Origin of the sequence: Pseudomonas sp. ICMP 8385, assembly GCF_002699915.1 — a bacterium.
GTDB lineage: Bacteria > Pseudomonadota > Gammaproteobacteria > Pseudomonadales > Pseudomonadaceae > Aquipseudomonas > Aquipseudomonas gessardii.
The window spans coordinates 105523-120225 of the sequence record NZ_LKBY01000091.1 but is presented as its reverse complement, the minus strand read 5'-3'; the positions used below and the strand labels follow the sequence as shown (position 1 = coordinate 120225).

General features: G+C 62.8%; 12 protein-coding genes. 6 read left to right on the top strand and 6 right to left on the bottom strand.

Annotated features, from left to right (window positions below):
* Positions 1-114: 114 nt before the first annotated feature.
* Complete coding sequence (gene mutM, locus AO268_RS10220; RefSeq protein WP_076963139.1) at positions 115-927, bottom strand: bifunctional DNA-formamidopyrimidine glycosylase/DNA-(apurinic or apyrimidinic site) lyase; 813 nt, start codon at positions 925-927, stop codon at positions 115-117.
* Between the two features lie 21 nt (positions 928-948).
* The gene (locus tag AO268_RS10215) at positions 949-1761 is read right to left on the bottom strand and encodes an HDOD domain-containing protein (protein ID WP_169865750.1); all 813 of its coding nucleotides are present in this window, start codon (positions 1759-1761) and stop codon (positions 949-951) included.
* Positions 1762-2039: 278 nt separating this feature from the next.
* On the opposite strand from AO268_RS10215, the gene AO268_RS10210 reads away from it, so the two are divergent.
* The 3 genes from AO268_RS10210 to ilvD all read left to right on the top strand — a co-directional run bounded on the left by AO268_RS10210 (position 2040) and on the right by ilvD (position 6752).
* A complete protein-coding gene (locus AO268_RS10210) occupies positions 2040-3236 on the top strand; it encodes a class I SAM-dependent rRNA methyltransferase (RefSeq protein ID WP_057960898.1) in 1197 nt (398 codons plus the stop codon).
* A gap of 247 nt (positions 3237-3483) precedes the next feature.
* Positions 3484-4683, top strand: coding sequence for an MFS transporter (locus tag AO268_RS10205; protein ID WP_099168609.1), 1200 nt, complete (start codon positions 3484-3486; stop codon positions 4681-4683).
* 227 nt (positions 4684-4910) lie between these two features.
* Positions 4911-6752, top strand: coding sequence for a dihydroxy-acid dehydratase (gene ilvD, locus AO268_RS10200; protein WP_076963136.1), 1842 nt, complete (start codon positions 4911-4913; stop codon positions 6750-6752).
* Between the two features lie 150 nt (positions 6753-6902).
* Here ilvD and AO268_RS10190 read toward each other — a convergent pair whose 3' ends face one another.
* The gene (locus AO268_RS10190; RefSeq protein ID WP_099168607.1) at positions 6903-7961 is read right to left on the bottom strand and encodes a phosphorylcholine phosphatase; all 1059 of its coding nucleotides are present in this window, start codon (positions 7959-7961) and stop codon (positions 6903-6905) included.
* Positions 7962-8203: 242 nt separating this feature from the next.
* On the opposite strand from AO268_RS10190, the gene AO268_RS10185 reads away from it, so the two are divergent.
* On the top strand, positions 8204-9595 hold the full coding sequence (locus AO268_RS10185; protein ID WP_099168606.1) for an L-cystine transporter: 1392 nt from the start codon (positions 8204-8206) through the stop codon (positions 9593-9595).
* Between the two features lie 73 nt (positions 9596-9668).
* Here the strand turns inward: AO268_RS10185 and AO268_RS10180 are convergent, their stop codons facing one another.
* Positions 9669-10181: a dihydrofolate reductase gene (locus AO268_RS10180; protein WP_099168605.1), complete on the bottom strand. Its 513-nt coding sequence runs from the start codon at positions 10179-10181 to the stop codon at positions 9669-9671.
* Positions 10182-10250: 69 nt separating this feature from the next.
* Between AO268_RS10180 and AO268_RS10175 the strand changes: the two genes are divergently transcribed.
* Both AO268_RS10175 and AO268_RS10170 read left to right on the top strand, forming a co-directional pair.
* Positions 10251-11630: a DUF2868 domain-containing protein gene (locus AO268_RS10175; RefSeq protein WP_099168604.1), complete on the top strand. Its 1380-nt coding sequence runs from the start codon at positions 10251-10253 to the stop codon at positions 11628-11630.
* Positions 11623-12990, top strand: coding sequence for a DUF3482 domain-containing protein (locus AO268_RS10170; protein ID WP_099168603.1), 1368 nt, complete (start codon positions 11623-11625; stop codon positions 12988-12990). Before AO268_RS10175 ends, AO268_RS10170 begins: the two co-directional genes overlap by 8 nt.
* On the opposite strand, the gene AO268_RS10165 is transcribed toward AO268_RS10170, so the two are convergent.
* Together AO268_RS10165 and AO268_RS10160 are read right to left on the bottom strand one after the other, a co-directional pair.
* Complete coding sequence (locus AO268_RS10165) at positions 12987-13541, bottom strand: phosphonate degradation HD-domain oxygenase (RefSeq protein ID WP_099168602.1); 555 nt, start codon at positions 13539-13541, stop codon at positions 12987-12989. The genes AO268_RS10170 and AO268_RS10165 overlap by 4 nt on opposite strands.
* Positions 13541-14674 carry a TIGR03364 family FAD-dependent oxidoreductase gene (locus AO268_RS10160; RefSeq protein ID WP_099168601.1) on the bottom strand — a complete coding sequence of 378 codons (1134 nt, stop codon included), beginning with the start codon at positions 14672-14674 and terminating at the stop codon, positions 13541-13543. Before AO268_RS10160 ends, AO268_RS10165 begins: the two co-directional genes overlap by 1 nt.
* Positions 14675-14703: the final 29 nt, after the last annotated feature.

The following is a 14703-nucleotide window of genomic DNA, read 5'->3' as shown; positions in this document are numbered from 1 at the left end:
TGGCTGGGCGGGCCTCATCGCGGGCAAGCCAGCTCCCACATTTTGACTTGTGAACCCCTTCAAATGTGGGAGCGGGCTTGCCTGCGATGAGGCCATTCGCAGCACCCGCGAACCTCAGCTCTGGCACTTGGGGCAAAACACACTCGCCCGCTGCCCCAGCATCACATTGCGCAGCTCAGTCCCGCAGACCTTGCACGCCTCGACGCCCCGGCCGTAGACGAACAGTTCCTGCTGGAAATACCCCGGCTGGCCATCGCCACCGATAAAGTCGCGCAAGGTCGTCCCGCCGCGCTCGATGGCGGCCGCGAGGATGCGTTTGATCTCGATCGCCAGTTTCAGGTAACGCCCACGGGAAATGCCCTTGGCCTCCCGGCGCGGGTCGATCCCGGCGGCAAACAGCGCCTCGGTCGCATAGATATTGCCCACCCCCACCACCACCGCGTTGTCCATGATGAACGGCTTGACCGCCATGGAGCGCCCACGGGACAGCTGGAACAGGCGCTCGCCGTCAAACAGGTCGGTCAACGGCTCCGGCCCCAGGCGCAGCAGCAGTTCGTGGTTGTGCGGGTCCTGGCTCCAGAGCATCGCGCCAAAGCGCCGGGGGTCGGTGTAGCGCAGGGCCAGGCCCGATTCCAGCTCGATATCCACATGTTCATGCTTGGCCGCCGGTAAACCGACTTCCACCAGGCGCAAATTGCCCGACATGCCCAAGTGGCTGATCAAGGTGCCGACTTCGGCATTGATCAGCAGGTACTTGGCCCGCCGCTCCACCAGCACGATGCGCTGCCCGGACAGGCGCACATCCAGGTCTTCGGGGATCGGCCAGCGCAGGCGCCGTTCACGTACGACGACCCGGCTGACCCGCTGGCCTTCCAGGTGCGGCGCAATCCCGCGCCGGGTGGTTTCGACTTCTGGCAGCTCAGGCATATTCGTCTCGCAATAGAAAGGTTAGTGCGCGCCCAGCTCGCGGATCGACAACTTCAGGCTCTCGAAGTCGTAGTCCGACAGGCCCACGTAATCCAACACCAGATGGCCGATGCTGTCCCATTCATGGTCAACCACCTGGTTGCCTAGTACCCGATAGGACGCGCAGATATGCTCGGCCATCTTCAAAATCGCCAGCAGGTTTTTCAACGGGCTGTTGCGCGCCGACTCATCGCTGAAAATCGCCAGGGCGTTGTGGTGGTTGGCGATGGCGTTGGTCACATGCTCCGGCAGGCGCCAGGACTTGGCGGTGTAATAGCCCACCACCGCATGGTTGGTATGGAACGCGCTGTTCTCGGTGTCGACCACCCGGCATTCGGGCCCCGCCTTGGCGTAGGCATCCTCCAGCACGCTCATGTAGTCGGGGAAGCGCTTGAGCATCAGCGGCACGCCACAATCATGGAACAGGCCCAGGGCGTAGGCTTCGTCTACCGCCTGGGAGCCGGTGCGCTTGGCCAGGGTCAGGCAGGTCATTGCCACATCCTGGGCGGTGTCCCAGAAACGGTTGAGGGTGACGATGGTGTCGTCGCTCATCTCGCCCTTGATCGACTGGGCATTGATCAGGTTGACGATGGAACGGCTGCCCAACAGGTTGACTGCGCGCTGGATCGAGGCAATTTTGTTGCTCAGGCCGTAATACGGCGAGTTGACGATTTTCAGCAACGAACCGGACAGGCCCGGGTCTTGGGAGATCAGCCGGGCAATCACTTCCAGGTCTGGATCGGGCATGTACTGCTCCATCTGCAAATCCACCATGATTTGCGGTTGGGGCGGCACGCTGATGCCTTGCAGGGCCTGCTGGATCTGTTCGGCGGAAAGCTCTTGGGACATAGATACACACTCTGGGCTAGGCGCGAATTCTAACCTCTAAGCAAAGCTGACCGACACCTCAAAAACCCGAACCGAACCGCGATCAAATGTGGGGGGGGCTTGCCTGCGATTGCATCACCGCCGTACGTCAGATACACCGCGCCGTCTGCATCGCAGGCAAGCCAGCTCCCACATGAACGGGTGCGCAAAGGGTATACTCCCGCTCTTTTTTCCGGAGCGACGTCATGTCCCTGCCAAGCCTGCGTCTCAAAGCCAACGCCGATCGTCGTTTGCGCAACGGCCACCTGTGGGTCTACAGCAACGAAATCGACGTGGCCGCCACCCCACTCCACGGCTTCCAGGCAGGCGACCAGGCCATCCTCGAAGCGGCCGGCGGCAAGACCCTGGGCATCGTGGCCATGAGCCCGAACAACCTGATCTGCGCGCGCCTGCTGTCGCGCGACATCAAGTTGCCATTGGACAAGTCACTGCTGGTGCACCGCCTCAACGTCGCCCTGTCCCTGCGCGACCGCCTGTTCGACAAGCCGTTCTACCGCCTGGTCTACGGCGATTCCGACCTGTTGCCGGGCCTGGTGGTCGACCGTTTTGGCGATATCCTGGTGGTACAGATCGCCTCGGCGACCATGGAAGCCCATAAAGAAGACGTGATAGCGGCCCTGACCCAAGTGCTCAAGCCCAGCGGCATCCTGTTCAAGAACGATTCCGCCGCGCGTGATGCCGAAGGCCTCAACCGCTACGTCGAAACCGTATTCGGCCTGGTGCCAGAGTGGGTCGCCCTGGAAGAAAACGGCGTGCAATTCGAGGCCCCGGTGATCCAGGGCCAGAAGACCGGCTGGTTCTACGACCACCGCATGAACCGCGCCCGCCTGGCCCCGTATGCCAAGGGCAAGCGCGTTCTGGACCTGTACAGCTACATCGGCGGCTGGGGCGTGCAAGCCGCAGCGTTCGGTGCCAGTGAAGTGTTCTGCGTCGATGCCTCGGCCTTCGCCCTGGATGGCGTAGAGCGCAACGCCGCGCTGAACGGCGTTGCCGAGAAAATGACCTGCATCGAAGGCGACGTGTTTGAAGCGTTGAAAGAACTGAAAGCCAGCGAAGAACGCTTCGACGTGATCGTCGCCGACCCACCGGCCTTCATCAAACGCAAGAAAGACATGAAGAATGGCGAAGGCGCCTACCGTCGCCTGAACGAGCAAGCCATGCGCCTGCTCAGCAAGGACGGCATCCTGGTCAGCGCCTCGTGCTCCATGCACCTGCCCGAAGACGACCTGCAAAACATCCTGCTGACCAGCGCCCGCCACCTGGACCGCAATATCCAGATGCTCGAACGCGGCGGCCAGGGCCCGGACCACCCGGTGCACCCGGCGATTGCCGAGACGCGGTATATCAAGAGCATTACGTGCCGGTTGTTGCCCAATAGCTAAGTAACACGCAGAGCAAAGGTGGGAGTGGGCTTGCTCGCGATAGCGGTGTATCAGTTACAGATTTTTAATCTGTTACGCCGCTATCGCAGGCAAGCCAGCTCCCACCTTTTTTTGTGCAGTGTCAGAAAGATTTTTCCTACTGTCGCCAGCCACGCACCCCCAGGAAATTTCCCTCAAAGGTTTTGATTGAATTCCACTTTTTGCAGACTAGTATCGGTTTCTGGCTTCACTGCGGAAAACAAAAACAATGTCTGACTCCACCTGCTCGCCCGTCCTCGATGGCCCAGCCAAACGCCAGTATCTTTCCCGCTTCACCCTCATCACCTGCATTGCCCTGATCAGCTTCTTCCCGATCAATATCCTGCTGCCTTCATTTCCGGCCCTCGCCGCCAGGTTCGACACGCCCAGCGCCAATGTCGCGCTGTCCATCAGCCTGTTTACCCTGGTCTTTTCGATCTCCCAACTGATCGCCGGCCCACTCTCGGATAAATGGGGGCGCAAGGAAGTCCTGCTTGGCTGCATCACACTGGCGATCCTGGGGGCGATAGGCTGCACGCTGGCACCGGACTACCTGACCTTCCTGCTGTTTCGCAGCGTGCAGGCCATGGGCTGTGGCTTCTTCGTGCTGGGCCACGCCCTGGTGGAGGACCTGTTCGACGAACAGGACCGGGCCCGCGTGCGCCTGTATTACATGACCCTGAGCGGCTCGTTCGTCGCTCTTTCACCGCTGATCGGCTCCTGGCTGCAAACCACCTTTGACTGGCAAGGCAGCTTCTACGGGTTCGCGGTGATGGCATTGGGCATGTTGATCCATGCGTTGTGCATCCTGCCGTCCAAGTCCGCCAGCCCCCATCGCGCATCGGTGTCGATCATCGCCACCTTGAAAGCCGTGGCCGGCAATCGGGACTTCCTGCGCTACTGGTGGATCGCCGCACTGGTGTTCGCCTGCTACTTCGCCTTGATCAGCGTCACACCGCTGATGTTCATGGATGGGCTGAAACTGTCCGAATACCAGTACGCCCTGGTGCTGATGGTCTACGGCGTGGCCTATCTGCTGGGCGGCGTGGCGGCCTCGTTTCTGCAAAAACGCATCTCGCTGGCCCGGCAAATCAATATCGGCCTGGGGTTACTGCTGGTGGCCGGTGTGCTACTGATGCTGATCGTCAGCCTGGATGCCATCACCACCATAACCCTGCTGATCCCGATGCTGATCAGCGCCCTGGCCGTAACCCTGGTGCGCCCGGCGGCGATTTCGGCGGCGATGCTGCTGTTCTCAAGCAGCGCGGGCACGGCCGCCTCGGCAGGCAACAGCATCATGTTCCTGACAGCCGCTATCAGCAGCGCCGCCCTTGCACAAACCGGAACGCATTTGCTGATGACCATTGCTGCAAGCTTTATCGTCTTCAGCCTCTGGGGCTGGCTGACAAATACGCGGGTCGGGCGATAAAGCCCCGGACATGCTTCTCGCCATTCCCTCCCGCCGCCAGCGGTGTAGAATCGACCCTATTCATCGCCAGTCATCCCCCGGCGGGTTTATGAGCTCAAGGCCAATGCGCACGGCGATCCCGTAGCGTTTGCGGCAACCTCCGGACACACGGCTATTTCTGAGTGTTCCAGACGTCAATAGAAGCTCACTCCCCTATTTAGTACCTGATTAGCCGCCCGGAGTGCTCCATGCCAGATTACCGCTCGAAAACATCCACCCATGGCCGCAACATGGCCGGCGCCCGCGCATTGTGGCGTGCCACGGGGATGAAAGATGACGACTTCAAGAAGCCGATCATCGCAATTGCCAACTCGTTCACCCAGTTCGTACCGGGCCACGTCCACCTCAAGGACCTGGGCCAACTGGTCGCCCGCGAGATCGAACGCGCTGGCGGCGTGGCCAAGGAATTCAACACCATCGCCGTGGATGACGGCATCGCCATGGGCCATGACGGCATGCTCTATTCGCTGCCGAGCCGCGAGATCATCGCCGACTCCGTGGAATACATGGTCAACGCCCACTGCGCCGACGCCATCGTCTGCATCTCCAACTGCGACAAGATCACCCCTGGCATGCTGATGGCCGCCCTGCGCCTGAACATCCCGGTGATTTTCGTCTCCGGCGGCCCGATGGAAGCCGGCAAGACCAAGCTCGCCTCCCACGGCCTGGACCTGGTGGACGCCATGGTCATCGCCGCCGATTCCAGCGCTTCTGACGAGAAGGTCGCGGAATACGAGCGCAGCGCCTGCCCGACCTGCGGTTCGTGCTCCGGCATGTTCACCGCCAACTCGATGAACTGCCTGGTAGAAGCCCTGGGCCTGGCCTTGCCGGGCAACGGCTCCACACTGGCCACCCACAGCGACCGCGAACAGCTGTTTTTGCAGGCCGGCCGCACCATCGTCGAGCTGTGCAAGCGTTACTACACCGAGAACGACGAGTCGGTGTTGCCGCGCAATATCGCCAACTTCAAGGCCTTTGAAAACGCCATGACCCTGGATATCGCCATGGGCGGTTCCACCAACACCATCCTGCACTTGCTGGCCGCGGCGCAAGAAGCCGAGATCGACTTCGACCTGCGCGACATCGACCGCCTGTCCCGGCATGTGCCGCAGTTGTGCAAGGTCGCGCCGAACATCCAGAAGTACCACATGGAAGACGTGCACCGCGCCGGCGGGATCTTCTCGATCCTGGGCTCCTTGGCCCGTGGCGGCCTGTTGCACACCGACCTGCCGACCGTGCACAGCCCATCCCTGGCCGCAGGCATCGCCAAGTGGGACATCACCCAGACCAACGACGAAGCCGTGCACACCTTCTTCAAAGCAGGCCCGGCCGGCATCCCGACCCAGACGGCGTTCAGCCAGTCAACCCGTTGGGACACCCTGGACGACGACCGTGAAAACGGCTGCATCCGCAGTGTCGAACACGCCTACTCCAAGGAAGGCGGCCTGGCCGTGCTCTACGGCAACATCGCTCTCGACGGCTGCGTGGTGAAGACTGCCGGCGTGGATGAATCGATCCATGTGTTCGAGGGTCGCGCCAAGATCTACGAAAGCCAGGACAGCTCGGTGCGTGGCATCCTCGCCGACGAAGTGAAAGAAGGCGACATCGTGATCATCCGCTACGAAGGCCCGAAAGGCGGCCCGGGTATGCAGGAAATGCTCTATCCGACCTCGTACCTGAAATCCAAGGGCCTGGGCAAAGCCTGCGCACTGCTGACCGACGGGCGTTTCTCCGGCGGTACTTCGGGCCTGTCCATCGGCCATGCGTCGCCAGAAGCCGCTGCCGGTGGCGCGATTGGCCTGGTGCAGGATGGCGACAAGGTGCTGATCGACATTCCGAACCGCTCGATCAACCTGTTGATCAGCGACGAAGAACTGGCTGCACGCCGGGTCGAGCAGGACAAAAAAGGCTGGAAACCGGTGGAGAAGCGCCCACGCAAAGTCACCACCGCCCTGAAAGCCTACGCCCTGCTGGCCACCAGCGCCGACAAGGGTGCGGTGCGCAACAAGGCCATGCTCGACGGCCTGTAAGCCTCGCCCATAAAAAAGCCCCGCCAAGTGCGGGGCTTTTTTTGCCTACCGAAGATCAATGTGGGAGCTGGCTTGCCTGCGATACAGACACCACGGTGTTCCTGATACACCGAAGTCGATGCCATCGCTGGCAAGCCAGCTCCCACAGGGTTACTGGATTTCGTCGGGCTTGACGATCACCCAGTTTTTATCCGCCGTCACCGGTAACCCTTCCTTGGCCTGGGCCGCAGCATGCTTGGCGATCATGCCGTTGAGCTGGGTCATGTACTTGTCTTTGCGGTTGATCCACAGGTGGATGCCGCCCTTGGCCACGTCCACATCGTGGAACAGCATGTAGCCGTCGCTGGTGGGGGTGTCGCCGCCGACCAGGACCGGTTTTTTCCATTCGTCGATGTAGGTGAGGATCGCCGCGTGCTTGCCGGCCATCCAGGTTGCCGGGGTCCACAGGTAGGGGGTCAGCTCCAGGCCGAGGTTGGCCTTTTCATCGTATTTGCCGGCGCTGATCTGCTTGCGGGCAGTGGTCAGCTCGCCAGTCTTGCGGTCCTTGAGCAACAGGCTGACCCCGATGACATTCTGCGGCTTGACGTTGTAGCCGTACTTCGGATCCGAGGCGACCATGCGCACCAGCTCTTCAGAGGCCGCCGTCATCACATACACGTCGATGCCGTTTTCCATCAGCCTGTTGTACAGCTCGGTCTGGCCGGTGAAGATTTTCGGCGGTTGCACCTCCATGTTCTTCACCACATCGCCTTCAAAATAGGTGACCGGCACCGGCTTGCCGCTCGCCATCAGCTCATCGACGTAGCCCTTGAGTTCCTTGAGGGTAAAGCCTGAAAACACCTGGGCGACCCACGGGTAGCAGACCATGTCGTCCACTTCGCACAGGCGATAGTAGTAACTGAACAGACTTTCCTTATGGTCGGCGGTGTCTTTAAAGGGCATAAGCTTGAGCGAAGGGTCGAGACTGTCGCGGGTGATCAGGCCTTTGTTTTCCATATACGGCAGCAGCGATTCTTCGAGGTCGAAGCGGTAGCTGGTGTTGTCCATGTCGAACACCGCGTAATTGCCCTGGTTGGCGTTGGCGGCGATCATTGCATTCAATTGCTTGGCGGCGGGTGCCGGCCAGTGTTTCAACTCGGTGGCGGCCATGACCTGGCTGGCAAGCCCCAGGCATAGCGCGGCGGCAAACAGTCTCGGCGCAAGCTTCATGTGCGTTTTCTCCCTGAGTGAAAGGCCACAACGCTAGCAAATCCTTGTGACTGTTTCCGGCACCAGCACGACGGTCTGCGTCCTGATACCGCCACCCATTTATATCTAGGCGCCAATCCCTTATTCCAAAAACGACAGTAGTCATTCCATAACGGTATTAAATCAATATATTTCAAGCTGTTAGGCTTTCCGGTTCGCAGTCGCACGCTCAGGCGACTGGCAGCCATTTAATTGGAGCTTCAATGAATCTGCCGCTGATTCTCAATTTGCTGGTGTTCCTGGCGTTATTGCTGGGCCTGGCCCAAACCCGTCGCACCCACTGGAGCCTGGCCAAAAAGGTCTTGCTGGCCCTGGTGCTCGGGGTGGTGTTTGGTGTGATCCTGCACACTATTTATGGTGCTGGTCACCCGGTACTCAAGGCCTCGATCAGTTGGTTCGACCTGGTGGGCAATGGTTATGTGCAACTGTTGCAGATGATCGTGATCCCGCTGGTGTTCGCCTCGATCCTCAGCGCCGTGGCCCGCCTGCATAACGCCGCGTCCCTGGGCAAGATCAGCTTCCTGACCATCGGCACGCTGCTGTTCACCACCGCCATCGCGGCGCTGATCGGTATCGGCCTGACCAACCTGTTCGGCCTCACCGCCGAAGGCCTGGTGGCCGGCACCCAGGAACTGGCGCGCCTGCAGGTGATCCAGAGTGACTATGCGGGCAAGGTCGCCGACCTGAATATCCCGCAGTTGCTGCTGTCGTTCATCCCGCAGAACCCGTTTGCCGACTTGGCCCGGGCCAAGCCGACGTCGATTATCAGTGTGGTGATCTTCGCTGCGTTCCTGGGGGTTGCCGCGCTGCAACTGCTCAAGGATGACGTGGAAAAAGGCCAGAAAGTGCTGAACGCCATCGACACCCTGCAAGCCTGGGTGATGCGCCTGGTGCGCCTGGTGATGAAGCTGACCCCCTACGGCGTGCTGGCGCTGATGACCAAAGTGGTCGCCAGTTCCAACCTGCAAGACATCATCAAGCTCGGCAGCTTCGTGCTGGTGTCCTACCTGGCGCTGGGGCTGATGTTTGTAGTCCACGGCCTGCTGCTGTCGCTGGCCGGGATCAACCCGCTGCGTTTCTTCCGCAAGGTATGGCCGGTGTTGACCTTTGCCTTCACCAGTCGCTCCAGCGCGGCGAGCATCCCGCTGAGCATCGAGGCGCAGACCCGCCGCCTGGGCATCCCGCAGTCCATCGCCAGCTTCGCCGCCTCGTTCGGCGCGACAATTGGCCAGAACGGCTGCGCCGGCCTGTACCCGGCGATGCTGGCCGTGATGGTGGCGCCGACCGTGGGCATCAACCCGCTCGACCCGCTATGGATCGCTACCCTGGTGGCAATCGTGACCCTGAGTTCGGCCGGTGTAGCCGGTGTGGGCGGCGGTGCGACGTTTGCCGCGCTGATCGTGCTGCCGGCCATGGGCTTGCCGGTGGCGTTGGTGGCGCTGCTGATTTCCGTGGAGCCGCTGATCGACATGGGCCGTACGGCGTTGAACGTGAATGGTTCGATGACGGCGGGGGCGATTACCAGCCAGATCATGCAGCAGACCGATAAAGAACGGCTCAATGCCGATGAGCACGCGGAGTTGGCGCAGGCCTGATAGAGCGCTATCGCGGGCAATCCCGCTCCCACAGTTGAGTCACCATGTGGGAGCGGGCTTGCCCGCGATGCTTTTAGGCTTTTTCCCAGACTTCAAAGTTATAGGCCGGCTTGTCGCCTTCAGCCGGGTTCTGCACATTCGACACCAGCTTCCAATGGTTGGTATCAAACTCTGGAAACCACGCATCCCCTTGCGGGCTCAGCCCCACCCGCGTCAAATACAGGCGATCCGCCTGCTCCAGCCCCTGCGCATACAGCTGCGCGCCGCCGATCAACATCAGCTCGTCCACGCCCTGTTCCAGTGCCCAAGCCTCGGCGCGCGCAACGGCTGCATCGAGGGACGGAAAAACTTCCGCACCTTCGAGCGCCAGGCCGGTCTGACGGCTGACCACAATGTTCAAGCGACCCGGCAACGGTCGTCCCAGGGAGTCCCAGGTCTTGCGCCCCATGATGATCGGCTTGCCCAGGGTGGTAGCCTTGAAATATTTGAAATCCGCCGGCAAATGCCAGGGCATGCTGTTGTCGATGCCGATCACGCGGTTTTCACCGAGGGCTGCGATCAGGCTTAAAGGGAGAGTTTTTTTCATGGCGACGAGAATACCAGAGGCGCGGGCCAGGGGTTATGCTCCAGGCTCACTGACACAACAGGACGGCGCGTGACTGCTCTGACTCCCCTGCACACACTCTGGCTGACGGAAACCGTGCGCCTGCGTGAAGAACACGCCGGCCCCCTGGAAGACCAGGAAGCCAATCGACTGGCCCGCAGCCACGGCGGCGACCTGCCGACGCGCATTCAAAACCGCGCGTTGTGGCTGGCCGAGCGTGACGGCCTGCGCGCCGCCCTGCTCCACTGGCTGCAAGGCGCACGCCTGGCGCTGATCGTGCTGATGGTGCTGGCCATCGTCAGCGGCGCTGGCCTGGCCTTCGCCGCCCTGGGCAACGGCCTGGCCCCGGTCAATGTGTTCTGGGCCCTGGGCAGCCTGCTGGGCTTGAACCTGATCCTGCTGCTGAGCTGGGCCCTGGGCCTGTTGTTTGCCGGAGAACACAGCGCCAGCCTCGGCCGCTTGTGGTTGTGGCTCAGCGAAAAGCTCGCCCGCGATGCCAAGGCCGCACAACTGGCCCCGGCCCTGCTGTTGCTGCTGCAACGCCAAAAGCTCAACCGCTGGGCGGTGGGCGTGCTGGTCAATGGCCTGTGGCTGCTGGCGCTGTGCAGCGCGCTGGTGATCCTGCTGACCTTGATGGCCACCCGGCGCTACGGGTTTGTCTGGGAAACCACCCTTCTCGGCGCCGACACCTTTGTCAGCGTGACCCAGGCCCTGGGCAGCCTGCCTGCGCTGCTGGGTTTTAGCGTACCGACCGTGGAGATGATCCGCGCCAGCGGCGACTCGGCGCTGACTCTCGAAAGCGCCCGCCAGGCCTGGGCTGCGTGGTTGGTGGGGGTGTTGCTGGTCTATGGCCTGCTGCCCCGGCTGATCCTCGCGGTGCTGTGCCTATGGCGCTGGCAACGCGGGCGCGCTGCCTTGGCCCTGGACCTCAACCTGCCCGGCTACGCCCACTTGCGCGAAGCCTTGATGCCCAGCAGCGAACGCCTGGGCGTCAACGATGCCGCGCCAGAGCAGTTGCACCACGTCAGCGGCGGCGCCAGCGAACTGCACAGCGATGGCGCGCTGCTGGTGGCCATCGAACTGGACGACCAGCGCCCCTGGCCGCCCAAACTGCCGGCCACGGTCAAGGACGCCGGTATCCTCGACAGCCGCGAATCGCGCCACACACTGCTGGAGCAACTGACTCGCTTCCCGCCGGCGCGCCTGGTGATCGCCTGCGACCCACGCCGCTCGCCGGATCGCGGCAGCCTGGCGCTGATCGGCGAACTGGCCCGCAGCGCCAGCGCTACCCGGGTCTGGCTGCTGCAAGCACCGCCCGGCCAGGCACTGGATGCCGAGCGCCTCGGCGATTGGCACACGGCCTTACAGCAACTGGATCTCTCCTTCGCCGATTGTGCGCCGCTCACCTGGCTGGAGACCGGTCATGACTAAACCCCTGAAACTGGCGGTGGTCGGCCACACCAACGTCGGCAAGACCTCGCTGCTGCGCACCCTGACCCGGGACGTGGGCTTTGGCGAGGTGTCCCACCGCCCCAGCACCACCCGGCATGTCGAAGGCGCGCGCCTGTCGGTCGACGGCGAGGCCTTGCTGGAGCTGTACGACACCCCGGGCCTGGAAGATGCCATCGCCCTGCTCGACTACCTGGAGCGCCTCGACCGCCCCGGCGAACGCCTCGACGGCCCGGCCCGCCTCGCCCGTTTCCTCGAAGGCAGCGAAGCCCGCCAGCGCTTTGAACAGGAGGCCAAGGTGCTGCGCCAGTTATTGGCATCCGACGCCGGCCTGTACGTGATCGATGCGCGGGAGCCGGTGCTGGCCAAATACCGCGACGAGCTGCAAGTGCTGGCCAGTTGCGGCAAACCGCTGCTGCCGGTGCTCAACTTTGTCAGCAGCAGCGACCACCGCGAGCCGGACTGGCGCGAAGCCCTGGCCCGCCTGGGCCTGCATGCGCTGGTGCGCTTTGACAGCGTGGCGCCCCCCGAAGATGGCGAGCGGCGGTTGTATGAAAGCCTGGCCCTGTTGCTGGAAAGCGCACGGCCACAGCTGGAACGGCTGATCCTCGACCAGGAGGCCCAGCGCCAGGCGCGCCAGCAAAGCGCCGCACGCCTGATCGCCGAGCTGCTGATCGATTGCGCCGCGTGCCGGCGCAGCGTGGTCACCGAGGATGAACAGCAAGCCATCAGCGATCTGCGCAAGGCCGTGCGCCAGCGCGAACAACGTTGCGTCGAGGCCCTGCTCAAACTCTACGGCTTCCGCCCGCAAGACGCCGCCGCCAGCGACCTGCCCTTGCTGGACGGGCGTTGGGGCGATGATTTGTTCAACCCCGAAACCCTCAAGCAACTGGGGGTGCGGGTCGGCGGCGGAATTGCCGCGGGGGCCGCCGCCGGGGCCGGTGTGGATTTGCTGGTCGGCGGCCTGACCCTGGGCGCCGCCGCCCTGGCCGGGGCGATTGCCGGCGGCGCGCTGCAAACCGCACGCAGCTACGGCAGCCGTTTGCTGGGCAAGATCAAGGGCCAGCGCGAGCTGACCGTGGATGACAGCGTGTTGCGCCTGTTGGCCCTGCGCCAGCGCCAATTGCTCAAGGCCCTGAACCTGCGCGGGCATGCGGCGCTGCACAGCATCAAGGTCGACACCCCACAAGACAAGAGCTGGCGCGAAGGCAAGCTGCCCGACGCCCTGCACAAGGCACGCGCCCATCCGCAATGGTCGTCCCTCAACCCTCACCCAAGGTTGAGCCAGGCCGAGCGCCAGGAACAGATCGAGGCCCTGGCCCAGCGCCTGGACGAGGCCTAGGCCGCCAGCAGTTGCCGGGCCTTGGCCTTCAACACCTCAAGGTCGAGCAGCGGCACGTGCATTGCCTTGGCCTGTTCATCCCAGTGGCGCATGCGCAGGCTCACCGCACACAGCGGGTCCTGCTCAAACACACGGGCCTCGTCGGCCGTCATCACCCCGCCCTGGTAGCCCAGGGTGCGGCGGCTGGCCTCGCTCAAGCGCGCATAGTAGTCCGGCTGGCTGAAGGTCAGGTAGCGCTTGGCCTGCACGTGATACTCCACCCGTTTCGCCAGGCGCTCGCTGAACCCGGCACGCCGCAAGTAATCGGCGCCCAGGCGTTCGTGGCTGACCACGCCGTAGCCGCCCATATTCGCGCCACCCTGGCCGCAGAGATGCCCGATATCATGGAAGAACGCCGCCAGCACCACTTCGTCGTCGAAGCCCTCGGCCATGGCCAGTTGCGCGGCCTGGGACATATGCTCGATCTGCGACACCGGCTCGCCAATGTAATCGGCGGCACCATGCTGTTCGTACAGGCCAAAGACTTCGGCGACTACCTGCTCAGCGTTCATCACGCCTCCCCCCACAGTTCAGTGATAGCGCGTTCGGCCAGCGCCGGCCCCACGCTCATGCCCACGCCAGTGTGCATCAAGGCCACGCTGACCCCCTCGGCGGCGCGCAGGAACGAAAACGGCCCCGGCCCACGGGCACCATAGACGCCTTGCCAGCGCTCCACGACTTGGATCTGGCAGCCCAGGGTCTGTTCTGCCAGTTCGATCATCCAGTTGTCCACCTGTTCGGCATTGAACGGCGATGGATCGCTGCCGTAATGGTGGGAATCGCCGATGATCAACTCGCCATGGGGCGTCGGGCTGATCAACAGGTGGATGCCATGCTCATGCAGGTGCGGCGTGTCGCGCAGGATCTGCGCCTGCACGGGGGCCGCTTCCGGCAAGTCGGCAAAGGCGCCGTAGTGTACGCAACTCAGGCCGGTCAGCAGCGCGTGTTGCAGGTTCAAGTCGACCTTGGGCCGGGCACGGAGCATTTGCAGTTGGCAGATTTGCGGCTGGAGTGCGGCGATCTGCTCGGCCAGCAGGGTCTGGTAGTCGTGGCCGGAGCAGACAATGATCTGCTTGCCACGAAAGCTGCCAGCGGTGCTGTGCAATTGGCCGGGCTCGATATCACGTACCAGGGTGGAGAAGTGGAACTCCACCTTGAGTTCGCGGTGCAGGTAGTTGATCAGTGCGGGGAGTGCTTGGCGTGAATACAGCTGCTGATCGTCCAGGCCGTGCAACGCGGCGCGATGATGGCGAAACTGGCCGCCATACAGATCATGCAGCGCGGCGCCTTGCAGCAGGTTGACGCGGTAGCCATACGCCTTGGCGCGCCCGGCGCAAAAAGCCTCCAGCAGGTGCTCTTCGGCTTCGGTGCGGGCAAACAGGTAGGAGCCATTGCGCTTGAGTGGCAGGTTTGCCAGTTGTGCCCATTGGCCCCAGATCTCACGGCTTTGCCGGGCCAGGTCGAGCATCTGCCCGGGCGGTTGGCCGGTGACCAGGGCCTGGCCGAAGTTACGCACCGAGGCGCCCAGGGGCGTGGCGGTGCGCTCGAACACCTTGACCCTGAGGCCGCGTTTGGCGGCGGCGTAGGCGTGGGACAGGCCGAGGATGCCGGCGCCGATGATCAGCAGGTCGCTGTGGTGTGTCATTAAGTGATGTCCTGAATTTGAGGCCGCTA

Coding starts and splice junctions, on each gene's coding strand:
- mutM (WP_076963139.1), bottom strand. CDS start 927: ATGCCTGAGCTGCCAGAAGTCGAAACCACCCGGCGCGGGATTGCGCCG.
- AO268_RS10210 (WP_057960898.1), top strand. CDS start 2,040: ATGTCCCTGCCAAGCCTGCGTCTCAAAGCCAACGCCGATCGTCGTTTG.
- AO268_RS10205 (WP_099168609.1), top strand. CDS start 3,484: ATGTCTGACTCCACCTGCTCGCCCGTCCTCGATGGCCCAGCCAAACGC.
- ilvD (WP_076963136.1), top strand. CDS start 4,911: ATGCCAGATTACCGCTCGAAAACATCCACCCATGGCCGCAACATGGCC.
- AO268_RS10190 (WP_099168607.1), bottom strand. CDS start 7,961: ATGAAGCTTGCGCCGAGACTGTTTGCCGCCGCGCTATGCCTGGGGCTT.
- AO268_RS10185 (WP_099168606.1), top strand. CDS start 8,204: ATGAATCTGCCGCTGATTCTCAATTTGCTGGTGTTCCTGGCGTTATTG.
- AO268_RS10180 (WP_099168605.1), bottom strand. CDS start 10,181: ATGAAAAAAACTCTCCCTTTAAGCCTGATCGCAGCCCTCGGTGAAAAC.
- AO268_RS10170 (WP_099168603.1), top strand. CDS start 11,623: ATGACTAAACCCCTGAAACTGGCGGTGGTCGGCCACACCAACGTCGGC.
- AO268_RS10165 (WP_099168602.1), bottom strand. CDS start 13,541: ATGAACGCTGAGCAGGTAGTCGCCGAAGTCTTTGGCCTGTACGAACAG.
- AO268_RS10160 (WP_099168601.1), bottom strand. CDS start 14,674: ATGACACACCACAGCGACCTGCTGATCATCGGCGCCGGCATCCTCGGC.